The sequence below is a fragment of the Candidatus Binatia bacterium genome, from assembly GCA_035631035.1.
Lineage (GTDB): Bacteria > Eisenbacteria > RBG-16-71-46 > SZUA-252 > SZUA-252 > DASQJL01.
The window spans coordinates 1-11791 of record DASQJL010000032.1 but is presented as its reverse complement, the minus strand read 5'-3'; the positions used below and the strand labels follow the sequence as shown (position 1 = coordinate 11791).

The 11791-nt window shown below is 70.3% G+C and carries 10 protein-coding genes; 9 read left to right on the top strand and 1 reads right to left on the bottom strand.

Translation table 11 applies throughout. The features are described from left to right. Nucleotides 1–2 precede the first annotated feature (2 nt). The 8 genes from mraY to ftsZ all read left to right on the top strand — a co-directional run bounded on the left by mraY (nucleotide 3) and on the right by ftsZ (nucleotide 9641). The gene (gene mraY / locus VE326_02990) at nucleotides 3–1091 is read left to right on the top strand and encodes a phospho-N-acetylmuramoyl-pentapeptide-transferase (protein HYJ32162.1); all 1089 of its coding nucleotides are present in this window, start codon (nucleotides 3–5) and stop codon (nucleotides 1089–1091) included. Beyond that, on the top strand, nucleotides 1088–2479 hold the full coding sequence (gene murD, locus VE326_02985) for a UDP-N-acetylmuramoyl-L-alanine--D-glutamate ligase (protein HYJ32161.1): 1392 nt from the start codon (nucleotides 1088–1090) through the stop codon (nucleotides 2477–2479). The genes mraY and murD overlap by 4 nt, the downstream gene beginning before the upstream one ends. Further along, nucleotides 2476–3648, top strand: a complete 1173-nt coding sequence (ftsW, locus tag VE326_02980) for a putative lipid II flippase FtsW (protein HYJ32160.1) — start codon at nucleotides 2476–2478, stop codon at nucleotides 3646–3648. The genes murD and ftsW overlap by 4 nt, the downstream gene beginning before the upstream one ends. Next, nucleotides 3554–4774: an undecaprenyldiphospho-muramoylpentapeptide beta-N-acetylglucosaminyltransferase gene (murG, locus tag VE326_02975; protein HYJ32159.1), complete on the top strand. Its 1221-nt coding sequence runs from the start codon at nucleotides 3554–3556 to the stop codon at nucleotides 4772–4774. Before ftsW ends, murG begins: the two co-directional genes overlap by 95 nt. A gap of 2 nt (nucleotides 4775–4776) precedes the next feature. Continuing rightward, the gene (gene murC, locus VE326_02970) at nucleotides 4777–6171 is read left to right on the top strand and encodes a UDP-N-acetylmuramate--L-alanine ligase (protein ID HYJ32158.1); all 1395 of its coding nucleotides are present in this window, start codon (nucleotides 4777–4779) and stop codon (nucleotides 6169–6171) included. Further along, the gene (locus tag VE326_02965; GenBank protein ID HYJ32157.1) at nucleotides 6168–7019 is read left to right on the top strand and encodes an FtsQ-type POTRA domain-containing protein; all 852 of its coding nucleotides are present in this window, start codon (nucleotides 6168–6170) and stop codon (nucleotides 7017–7019) included. Before murC ends, VE326_02965 begins: the two co-directional genes overlap by 4 nt. Nucleotides 7020–7042: 23 nt before the next feature. Then, nucleotides 7043–8269, top strand: coding sequence for a cell division protein FtsA (gene ftsA, locus VE326_02960; protein ID HYJ32156.1), 1227 nt, complete (start codon nucleotides 7043–7045; stop codon nucleotides 8267–8269). A 70-nt stretch (nucleotides 8270–8339) separates the two neighbouring features. After that, nucleotides 8340–9641, top strand: coding sequence for a cell division protein FtsZ (ftsZ, locus tag VE326_02955; protein ID HYJ32155.1), 1302 nt, complete (start codon nucleotides 8340–8342; stop codon nucleotides 9639–9641). 254 nt (nucleotides 9642–9895) lie between these two features. On the opposite strand, the gene rpmB is transcribed toward ftsZ, so the two are convergent. Further along, nucleotides 9896–10120: a 50S ribosomal protein L28 gene (rpmB, locus tag VE326_02950; GenBank protein ID HYJ32154.1), complete on the bottom strand. Its 225-nt coding sequence runs from the start codon at nucleotides 10118–10120 to the stop codon at nucleotides 9896–9898. Nucleotides 10121–10651: 531 nt separating this feature from the next. Here rpmB and VE326_02945 point away from each other — a divergent pair. Further along, nucleotides 10652–11791 (top strand): hypothetical protein (locus tag VE326_02945; protein HYJ32153.1); only part of this gene is annotated, 1140 nt, incomplete at its 3' end.

The window sequence follows — 11791 nt, the reverse complement described above, 5'->3', positions numbered from 1 at the left end:
GGGTGTTCTACCACCTCCTCTATCCCCTGCACGAGCACTTCGCGCCGTTCAACGTGTTCCGCTACATCACGTTTCGCGCGGCCTACGCGCTCGCGACGGCGCTCTTCATCGCGCTCTTCCTGGGTCCGCCGGTGATCCGGAGGCTGCGCGCGATGAAGATCGGCCAGAAGGTGCGCGACGACGGGCCGCAGAGCCATCTGCCGAAGGCGGGGACGCCCACGATGGGCGGCGTGCTCATGGTCATCTCGATCGCGGTGACGACGCTGCTCTGGGGCAATCTCTCGAACCGGAACGTCTGGATCGCGCTCATCGCCACGATCTGGATGGGGACGGTCGGCTTCATCGACGACTACCTGCGCGTCGTGAAGAATTTCCGGAAGGGGCTCCTCGGGCGCTACAAGCTGGCCGGCCAGATCACGCTGGGGATCGGGGTCTTCGCGGCGGTCTTCTTCTATCCCGCGCACGGGCTCCTCGACCCGGCCGAGACCAACATCCCCTTCCTGAAGCGCACGGTGGTGGATTTCGGATGGCTCTATCTCCCCTTCGTCATCCTGGTCATCACCGGCGCGTCGAACGCGGTGAACCTGGCCGACGGGCTGGACGGCCTCGCGGCGGGGCTCGCCGCCTTCGGAGCGGTCGCGCTCGGGGGGATGTGCTACATCACGGGGCACGTCAAGTTCTCGCAGTACCTCCAGGTGCCCTACATCGCCGGCACCGGGGAGCTCGCGGTCTTCTGCGCGGCGATCATCGGGGCCACGCTCGGGTTTCTGTGGTGGAACTGCCACCCCGCCGACGTCTTCATGGGGGACACGGGCTCGCTCTCCCTGGGGGCGGCCCTGGGAACGGTGGCGGTGCTCATCAAGCGGGAATTCCTGCTGGCCATCGTCTGCGGCGTGTTCGTGATCGAGGCGCTCTCGGTCATGGCCCAGGTGGTCTCCTTCAAGCTGTGGGGGATACGGGTTCTCAAGATGGCTCCGTTGCATCATCATTTCGAGCTGAGCGGTTGGAAGGAGACGCGGGTCGTGGTCCGTTTCTGGATCGCGGCCGCCCTCTGCGCGCTGTTGGCCCTGAGCACCCTGAAGCTGCAATGAGCGCGACGACGGAACCCTGGTTCGCCGGATCGAAGGCGCTGGTCGTGGGACTGGCGCGGAGCGGCATCGCCGCGGCGCGGCTGCTCCGGCGCCACGGCGCCTCCGTGCGCGCGGTGGACCGCCGGCGCGCCGAGGAGCTCTCGCCCGACGCGGCCGATCTCGAGTCGCTGGGCGTGGAGCTGCGCGCCGGGGGCACCGACCCCGCGGCCCTCGAGGGGCGCGACCTCGTCGTCGTGAGCCCGGGCGTCCCGCTCGACCTGCCGCTCTTCCGCGAGGCGGAGCGGCGCGGCATCCCGATCGCGGCCGAGATCGAGCTGGGATTCGCAGTGGCGAAGGCGCCGATCGTGGCGGTGACCGGCACGAACGGCAAGAGCACGACGGTGGAGCTGCTCGGCGCGTTCGGCCGCGCCGCGGGCAAGCCGACCGAGGTGCTCGGCAACATCGGCACGGCCCTCTCCGAGCGCGCCGAGTCGGTGCCGGAAGAGGGGCTTTTGGTCGTCGAGGTCTCCAGCTTCCAGCTCGAGACCTGCACGCGCTTCCGTCCCGACGTGGGGGTGATCCTGAACGTGACGCCCGACCACCTGGACCGCCACGGCACGCTGGAGCGCTACGCCGCGGTCAAGGCGCGGCTCTTCGCGCACCAGACCGAGCGGGACTACCGGGTCCAGCCGCTCGGCGACCCGCTCCTCGTCTCGCTGCTCGCCCCGATGCGCTCGCGGCCGCTCTGGTTCGGCTTCACCGATCCCACCGCCGACGGCGTGTGGGAAGAGGGCGGCGCGCTCCGCTTCCGGTTCGAGGGGCGCGAGGGGACGATCGTGAAGCGGAGCGAGGCGAAGCTCGAGGGACCGCACAACACCGAGAACATGGCGGCCGCCGCAGCGGCGGCGCTCGCCGTCGGGATCTCGGAGCGCGCGATCGCGTCGGCGCTCCGCCAGTTCCGCGGGCTCCCGCACCGGCTGGCGCTGGTCGCGGAGATCGAGGGCGTGCGCTACGTGAACGACTCCAAGGCGACGAACGTGGATTCCATGAAGCGCGCGCTGGAGTCGTTCGGCGACGCCCCGATCACCCTGATCGCCGGCGGACGCGACAAGAACGGCGACTTCGCCGCGATCGCCTCGCTCGTGGCCGAGAAGGTGCGCCGCGCCCTTTACGTAGGGGAGGCGGCGCCGATCCTCGAGCGGGCGTGGCCGCACGTTTCCGCCCAGCGCGCGGCGACGCTCGAGGACGCGGTCCGCATGGCGCGCAACGAGACGCCGGCCGGCGGGGTCGTGCTGCTGTCGCCGGGCTGCGCGTCGTACGACATGTTCCGGAATTTCGAGGAGCGCGGCGCCCGCTTCGAAGCGGCGGTGCACGCGCTGCAGCGGGACCCCGCGCGGGTGAAGCCGTGAACGTGGCCCTGGATCGCGCGCGCCGCCCCGATTTCAAGCTGCTCGTTCCGGTGGTCTGCCTGGTGGCGCTGGGACTCGTCATGGTCTTCTCGTCCAGCGCGAGCCTCGCGGCGCACCGCTACAACTCGGAGTACTTCTTCCTGAAGCGGCACTTCGTCCGCGTGCTGATCGGGGCGGCCCTTCTCGTCGTGGTCGCCCGCACCGACTACCACGTGCTGCAGCGTCTCGCGCCCTGGGCGCTGGGCGGCACGGTGCTCCTCCTGGGGGCGCTGCTGGCCCTGGGGAGCGCGGTGCGCGGCGCCAATCGCTGGCTCTCGCTCGCGACGGTCACGATCCAGCCCACCGAGATCGCGCGCGTCGCCTGCGTCGTCTACCTGGCCAAGCTCCTCGACCGGAAAGGGGAGCGGATGGCGTCCTTCCGCGAGGGCGTGCTGCCCGCCTGCATGGTGCTCGGGCTCATGGCCTTCCTCATCCTCCTCCAGCCGAATCTGGGGAGCACGATCGCGCTCCTCTCGACCGGATTCGTCATGCTCCACCTCTCGGGGGCGCGGCGCTCGCATCTGGCGCTGCTGGTCCTCGGCGGCGTGCTCGTGGCGGTGCTCGCCGTCTCTCACAACGGATACATGATGGAGCGGGTCCAGGGATGGCTCTCCCAGTGGGGGCACGGCCGCTCCGACTCGCTCGGCAAGAACTGGCAGGTGTCGCAGTCGATCCTGGCCCTGGGCTCCGGGGGCGTCCTCGGCGCCGGGCCGGGTCATGGTCTGCAGAAGGTGTTCTTCCTCCCCGACCCGCACACCGACTTCATCTTCGCGGTCATCGGGGAGGAGCTGGGTCTTCTGGGAACGGCGGGCGTGCTCGCCGCCTTCTCGGTTCTGTTCCTGCGTGGACTCAAGGTCGCGGCCGGAGCGCCGGACCGGTTCGGCTATCTCCTGGCCGCCGGCCTCACGGTCAACCTGTCGGTCTACGTCGCCATGAACATCGCAGTGGTGACCGGGGTGATTCCCACCACCGGCCTGCCGCTGCCGTTCGTCAGCTATGGGGGCTCGGCCCTCGTCGTCAACTTGGGGGTAATCGGTGTTCTCCTCAACATCGCCCATCAAATGGAGACAGGGTATCGGACGCCCGCGGTCGTCCGGCCGCCCGGAGTCGGACGCCGGCGCGTCCGATAGGGTCGCACCGCTCCGCCTGCTGATCGCGGCCGGCGGAACCGGGGGGCACGTCTACCCCGGGATCGCGGTCGCCGAGGAATGGCGGCGGCGGCATCCCGATTCGGAAGTGGTGTTCGTCGGCACGGCGCGCGGCGTCGAGAGCACGGCGGTGCCGCAGGCGGGGTTCGCGCTCCGGACCATCGCCGCGCGCGGGATCCCGCGGCGGCTGGGGTTCGGGGCGGTGCGGGCGGTGGTGGCGCTGATCCAGAGCTTCGTGCAGGCGCAGTCGCTCCTGCGCGAGCTCAAGCCGCAGGTCGTGGTGGTGACGGGAGGGTACGTGAGCGGACCGGTGGGGCTGGCGGCCAAGCTGCGGGGCATCCCGGTCGTGGTGCAGGAGCAGAACTCGGTGCCGGGGGCGACGAACCGCTGGCTCAACCTGATCGCCGACGAGGTGCACATTTCGTTCGTGGAATCGCGAAACTATTTCCGGAGGCGGAACAACCTGAAGGTGACCGGCAATCCCATCCGCCGATCCCTGCTCCGCCAGGACCGGACCAGCGCCTACGAGTTCCTGCGCCTCGACCCGCACCGGAGCACGCTGCTCGTGTTCGGCGGGAGCCGCGGCGCCACCAGCATCAACCGGGCGTTCCAGGACGCGCTGCCGCGCCTGACGCGGCTCCAGAACATCCAGGTGGTCTGGCAGACGGGGAAGGACGAGGCGGCGGCGATCCGCGACCGCGTGAAGTCGCTCTCGATCCCGGTCCACGTGCTGCCCTATCTCGACCAGATGGAGAAGGCGTACGCCGTGGCGGACCTCGCGGTCTGCCGCGCCGGGGCCATGACGATCGCCGAGCTGACAGCGTGCGGCGTGCCCTCGATCCTGATCCCCTACCCGCACGCGACCCACGACCACCAGACGGTGAACGCGCGGGGCCTGATGGAGCGGGGCGCCGCCGAGGTGATCCGGGACGACGAGCTGGAGGCGGAGGACCTGGCGCGTCGGATCGTCCAGCTCTTCCAGGACGAGCCGCGGCTTCGCCGCATGGCGCGGAACGCGCGGGCCTTCTCGCGCACCAACGCGGCCGAGCGGCTGGTGACCTCGATCGAATCGCTCGCGGGAGCGGTCCCCGCGGAGCGGACGAGCTAGGCGTGTACGGACGCATCCGGAGGATCCACCTGGTGGGTATCGGCGGGAGCGGGATGAGCGGGATCGCCGAGGTGCTGCTGAACCTGGGCTACGAGGTGACCGGCTCCGACCCGAAGGAGGGGGAGGCGGTCGCGCGGCTGCGCGACATCGGTGCGCGGATCGCGTCCACGCACGACGCCATGCACGTGGTCGGCGCGGACGTCGTGGTGGTCTCGAGCGCCATTCCCGAGACCAACCCCGAGATCCGCCGCGCCCGCGCGCTCGGCATCCCGGTGATCCCCCGCGCGGAGATGCTCGCGGAGCTGATGCGGATCAAGACCTCGGTCGCGGTGGCGGGCGCGCACGGCAAGACGACGACGACCTCCATGGTGGGGGAGATCCTCGCCAACGGGGGCCTGGATCCGACGGTGATCGTGGGCGGACGCCTCAAGACGGTCGGCGCGCACGCGCGGCTGGGGCAGGGACCCTTCCTGGTGGCCGAGGCGGACGAGAGCGACGGATCGTTCCTGCTCCTGGCGCCGACGATTGCCGTGATCACGAACATCGATGCCGAGCACCTCGACTACCACAAGTCGCTCGAGGGGGTGCAGCTCGCGTTCACCGCGTTCGCGAACCGGATCCCCTTCTACGGGACGATCATCCTGCCCGGCGACGACCCGAACGCCGCGCCGATCCGCGCGCGCGCCAAGCGCCGCGCGCTGACCTACGGCTTCACGCCGGGGCTCGACTTCGAGGGGAAGAACCTCGAGGTGGGGCCCGCGGGCGTCCGGTTCGACCTGCTCGTGCGCGGCGAATCCGAGGGCACGATCGAGCTCTCGGTCGCCGGGGCGCACAACGCGCGGAATGCGCTCGCCGCGCTCGCGGTCGGCTGGGAGCTGGGCGTTCCGATCGCGGCGATCCGCGGCGCGCTCCGGAGCTTCGCCGGCGTGGGGCGGCGGCTGGAGCGGCGCGGGGATCTCCTCGGCGCGGTCTGGATCGACGACTACGGCCACCATCCCACGGAAATCGAGGCCGCGGTCGCCGCGCTCCGCGCGACCTACGAGCGGCGGATCGTCGCGGTGTTCCAGCCGCACCGCTACACGCGGACGCACGCGCTGGCCGACCGATTCGCGACCGCGTTCCGCGGCGCGGCCGAGCTGGTGCTCCTCCCGATCTATCCCGCGGGCGAGGCGCCGATCCCGGGCGTCACGGCGGAGTCGCTGGCCGAGCGGATCCGCGGCGGGAGCGGCGTCACGGTGCGCTACGCCGCCGACTACGACGAGGCGGCGCGCGCCGCGCGCGACCTCGTGCGCGAGGGGGACCTCTTCCTCACGATCGGCGCGGGCGACGTCTACAAGGTGGGCGAGATCATCCTGGCGGAGGGGGAAAACGCCCCCGCCGCGGCGGGGCGCGCGTGAGAGCGGGCTACCGGTCGCTCCCCTCCTGGAAGAAGCCGGCGCTGAAGCGGCGCCGCCGGAGGATCGTGATGCTCCTGGGCCTGAGCGCGCTCGCCGCCGTCACGGCACCGCTCGCCGTGAAGCCCGCGGCGCGCGCCCTGGGATCGCTCGAGCCCTTCCAGGTGCGGTCGATCGAGGTGAGCGGGCTCCTCTACCTGGCTCCGGAGGAGATCCGGTCGAGCGTCGCCCAGGCCGGGGCGCGCGTGGGGGACAACCTCCTCCTCGTCGACCCGGCGCGGGTGGAGGCCGCCATCGAGAAGAACGCCCGCGTGGAGCGCGCGCAGGTGGCGCGCGTGCCGGGCAAGCTGATCGTGCGCGTGACCGAGCGGCGGACCTTCGTGCTCGTGAGCGCGGGATCGCTCCTCGAGGTGGACGCCGACGGCACCGTGCTCTCGCCCTTGAAGCGCGGCCTGGTCGCCGACCGTCCGATCATCACGGGCCTGAAGCTCCGTCCCGCCGCCCCCGGCTCCAAGCTCGCGGGCGAGCGGATGCAGGACCTGCTCCGCCTGGTGGCACTCCTCGAGGCGCCCGAGGTGGGGCTGGTCTCCGAGATCTCCGAGATCGCGTCCGATGCGCCGGCGCGTGCCGTGCTCCGCACGTCGCGGGACCAGATACCGATCGTCGTCGACCCCGAGCGGGTGACGCTGGCCGCGATGCGCGCGGTCGCCGCCACGCTCCGGGACGTCAGGGAACGAGACCGACGCGTCCTCGTCATGGACGCGCGGTACCGAGGGCAGGTCGTGGTGCGCTGCGGCCCGGACAGCTCGACGGGCGCGCGCACGGGCGTGGATCCGCGGGCCAAGGTCTAGCCAGGGGCGCCGGGAGGGGAGGAATGGAAGCCAAGATCTACGCTGGACTGGACATCGGGACGACCAAGATCACCGTCATCGTCGCCGAGCCGGACGAAAACGGCGAGTCGCTGCGCATCATCGGCGTGGGCACCGCCCCGTCCGACGGCTTGAAGCGCGGCGTCGTCGTGAACCTCGAGAAGACGGTGCGCTCGATCCAGCACGCGCTGGAAGAGGCGGAGCGGGTCTCGGGACGATCGATCAAGAGCGTGTGGGCCGGCATCGCCGGGGACCACATCCGGGGCCTCACCAGCCGGGGGGTCATCGCGGTCTCGCGCAAGGACGCCGAGATCCGCCCCAACGACGTGGCGCGCGTGATCGAAGCCGCCAAGGCGGTCGCGATTCCCGCCGACCGGGAGATCCTGCACGTCCTTCCTCAAGAATTCATCGTGGACGACCAGGAAGGGATCCGCGATCCGGTCGGGATGAGCGGCGTGCGGCTCGAGGCCGAGGCGCACATCATCACCGGCGCCGCCGCGGCATGCCGGAACGTGATCCGCGCCGCCGAGCGCGCCGGGGTGCACGTCGAGGAACTGGTGCTGGAGCCGCTCGCCTCGGCGAACGCGGTGCTCGCCCCCGATGAGAAGGACCTGGGGGTGGCGCTCCTCGACATCGGAGGAGGGACCACCGACGTCGCCGTCTTCTTCGAGGGCGCGATCCGCCACACGGCCGTGATCGGCCTGGGCGGATCGAACGTGACGAACGATCTCGCGATCGGCCTCCGCACGCCGGTGGAGCGGGCGGAAATCTTGAAATTGGGGAGCGGGTGCGCGCTGACCTCCATGGTGCGCCCCGACGAGACGGTGAAGGTGCCGAGCGTGGGAGGGAGGCCCGACCGGGACATCTCCCGCCACATGCTCGCCATGATGATCGAGCCGCGCGTGGAGGAGATCTTCGCGATGGCCAACCGTGAGATCCGGAAGAGCCATGTCGCCGACCTCCTGGGCGCCGGCGTGGTGCTGACGGGGGGCGCCTCGGCGCTTCCCGGCATGCCGGAGCTCGCGGAGCAGGTCTTCGACCTGCCGGTGCGACGGGGCATTCCGACCGGCGTGACGGGCATGGTCGAAGCGGTTTCGGATCCGCGGTTCGCGACGGGCGTCGGGCTGGCGCAGCACGCGTTCTGGAACGACGCGAGCCCGCACGTCGCCGGAGAGGGTTTGTTCGGGCGGATCTCGGTCGGGATCCGCCGCTGGATCGAGGAGCTGGTCTAGACGTGAGGGTTCGGGGGAGCTGGGCTTTGGAGATGACCGGAGGCACCGGCGGACACGCAACAGGGAGGGGATGACGATGTTCGAGTTGGTCGATGAGGGTGGGGAGCGGTCCGGAGCCTCGATCAAGGTGATCGGCGTCGGAGGCGCTGGCGGGAACGCGGTCAATCGCATGATGGAGTCCGGCCTCACGGGCGTGGAGTTCATCGTGGCGAACACGGACGCGCAGGTGCTGGTGCAGTCGCGCTGTCCGCGGAAGATTCAGCTGGGCACCGCGATCACGAAGGGCCTCGGCTCGGGAGCCAATCCCGCGGTCGGGCGCCAGTCGGCGGAAGCGGACGAGGAAGTGATCCAGGAGGCGCTCTCCGGTTCGGACATGGTGTTCGTGACCGCCGGCATGGGCGGCGGCACCGGCACCGGCGCGGCTCCGGTCGTGGCGCGCATCGCGCGCTCGCTCGGCGCTTTGACCGTGGGCGTCGTCACCAAGCCCTTCGAGTTCGAGGGACGGCGGCGCGCGCAGTCGGCCGAGGAGGGGCTCCGCGAGCTCCGGGAGAACGTGGACACGCTGATCGTGATCCCGAACCAGCGGCTGCTCGCGATCGTGGAGAAGAACACGCCGCTCCGCGACGCGTTCAAGACGGCGGACCAGGTGCTGCACCACGCCACGAAGGGGATCTCGGACCTGATCACGGTCCCGGGTCTGGTGAACCTGGACTTCGCCGACGTGAAGACGGTCATGGCCGAGCGGGGGAACGCGCTCATGGGCGCGGGGTATGCGACCGGCCCGACGCGCGCCTACGAAGCGGCGCAGTCGGCGGTGTCGAGCCCGCTGCTCGACGACATCTCGATCTCCGGGGCCGAGGCGCTGCTGGTCAACGTCACCGGCGGGGAGTCGATGACGCTGCACGAGATCAGCGAGGCGGTGTCGGTCGTCGTGGACGCGGCGGGTCACGAGGCGAACGTGATCTTCGGCGCCGTGATCGACGATCGGATGGGCGACGGCCTCTCGATCACCGTGATCGCGACGGGGTTCGGGCGGGCCGAGGCGAAGATGCGTCCCGCGACGATCCCGATGGCGGCGCGCGTGCCCTCCGCGGCGCGGCAGCCCGCGGCGGTCGCGGCCCCGGCGGCAGCGCAGATTTACGAGCTGGATCAGCGACCGATACCGCGGCCGATCACGGTGCGTCCCACGCTGGATGAGGTCGAGGAAGAGGAAGACGAGGCGGTGGAAACGCCGGAGCCGGCGCCTGCCGCTTCGAACGGGCGGCCCTCGTTCCGGATTCCGCCGGGCACCGCCCGGCGGCCGTTCGGGGGACGGGCGATCACCCGGGACAACATGGACGTCCCGGCCTTCATTCGGAAGCAGATGGACTAGGGGGGAGGGAGGGGTGGCGGCGCCGCGCTTGCGGCGCTAAGGTGTGAAGGGGAGGAGCCGGGCCGGCCCAGGGAAGGGGTCACCCGGCCCGACAAAGCGAACGCCCGCTCCGGGAAGGAGCGGGCGTTTGCGTTTGTAGCTGGGCTGCTGCCGGTAGCTGGGCTGCTGCCGCGCGGCGCGCGAGCCGGTCTGACGCGCTGGGCGGCAGCCTGTCTGAGGCGCGAGCCCGCGGGGCTCGGCCGTGGTCCGCCCGGCTAGGCCGAGCGGGCGCGGAGCGCCTGCGCCTGGGGCATGGTCTTCTGGACCCGTCCGGTCCGGATGCAGCGCGTGCAGACGCGCAGCCGCTTCGGGCGGCCTTCCACCGTGGCGCGCACCGTCTGCAAGTTCACTTCCCAGCGGCGCTTGGTCACGTTGTTCGCGTGGCTCACGTTCTGCCCGAACTGCACGCCCTTGCCGCAGATGTCGCAAATCTTGGCCATGGTTCCTCCGGTAAGGATACGAGCGGGGAAGTCTAGCGGAGGGGGGCGGGGTTGTCCAGTGGGGTGTGGCGCCCCGCCCGGCGCGGCCAGGCCAGGGGCGGGCTTCGCAAGCGGGTCGCCGGTTGCGCTCCGGGTTTCGGCCCGCGTTTCGGCCCCGCGTTTCGGCCCCGCGTTTCGGCCCCGCGTCTATGCGGCCGCCAACGCATGAGCCTGCGGCAGCCCCGACTCCATGCTGACTCAGTTCGCCTCCGATACTTTCAGAAAAATGGATGAGCCCGAATTTATTCTTGACGAGATCTCGCGGCTCTCTCGCGCGAGTTCTCCATCGCGCTTCGCAACGCGCATCGAGCGCTCTTGAGAACTGTTCTGAGCGCCGATCGAAACCCTCACATCGCGAATGACTCGGAGGCGCTTCGATCCTCTCCTGCGCCCTTGGCCGCCGCCACATTTCCCCATGATACAAATGATCTGCCCCGTCCGATCCGGCCCATGTCGCCTTCGCCACACATCGCCCCGAGGAGAGACGGCACCATGCGCAACTACACGTTGACCCACCTCAATGACGCGGCCCTTCTTCGTGGATTGACGGTACAGGCGACTCGAGACCGAGAACTGACGGCGATGCTCCTGGCGTACATTGCCGAGGTCGATTTCCGGCGCGCGTATGTCCCCGAGGGCTGCGCGTCCATGTTTGCCTACTGCGTCGATCGTCTTCGGTTCTCTGAAGACTCGGCCTCGAAGCGCATTCATGCGGCCCGGGCCGCCCGCCGGGTTCCGGCGCTCTTCGACGCGCTCGCGGAAGGCAGGATGCATCTCTCCGCGGTGTGGCTCCTGGCACCGCACATCACGCCGGAGAACGCGGACGAGCTGATCGAGGCCGCGACGCATCGACGCAAGTCGGAGATCGAATCCTACCTGGCGCGCCGGTTCCCGGCGTTTCGGCCGCCTGTAGCCGCCGCAGTCATCCGGCCCGTGGGCACCGGGATCGGTCGGCCGGGATTCGCGGATGCGAGTCTGTTCGATGGACATGCCCCAGGGCATGTCGACTTGGGACTGGGTGTGCATGCCCCGCGGCATGTTGATGTGGATCATGACCGCGGCGAACATGCCCCAGGGCATGTTGATCGGGATCATGACCGCGGTGAACATGCCCCAGGGCATATTGATCAGGATCATGACCGCAGCGAACATGCCCCAGGGCATGTTGATGCCGAACGCTACCTCGTGCGGGTCACCATCGACCGCAGCACCCACGACAAGCTTCGTCATGCTCAAGCCCTGCTCAGCCATGCGGTTCCGTCCGGCGACGTGGCGCAGGTGCTCGATCGCGCGCTCGACGCGCTGATTGCGCGGCTCGAGAAGCGGAAGCTGGGTGCCGGCCGGACTACGTCGGACGCCGCAGGCGAAGTCCGGACGGTCCTCGTTCGTCCCAGGCGGACGCGCCACGCGGGGACGCGCCACATTCCGACCCAGGTCCGGCGCGCGGTGTGGGAGCGCGACGGGGGCAGGTGCACGTTCGTGAGCGCGGACGGGTATCGGTGCGCGTCCCGCCGCTTCCTCGAGTTCGACCATATCGAGCCGTTCGCTCGCGGCGGCATGTCCCACGTGGATGGCTTGCGCCTCCGGTGCCGCGCGCACAATCAGCATGCAGCCGAGCAGACATTCGGAGCC

Coding starts and splice junctions, on each gene's coding strand:
- murD (HYJ32161.1), top strand. CDS start 1,088: ATGAGCGCGACGACGGAACCCTGGTTCGCCGGATCGAAGGCGCTGGTC.
- ftsA (HYJ32156.1), top strand. CDS start 7,043: ATGGAAGCCAAGATCTACGCTGGACTGGACATCGGGACGACCAAGATC.
- ftsZ (HYJ32155.1), top strand. CDS start 8,340: ATGACGATGTTCGAGTTGGTCGATGAGGGTGGGGAGCGGTCCGGAGCC.
- rpmB (HYJ32154.1), bottom strand. CDS start 10,120: ATGGCCAAGATTTGCGACATCTGCGGCAAGGGCGTGCAGTTCGGGCAG.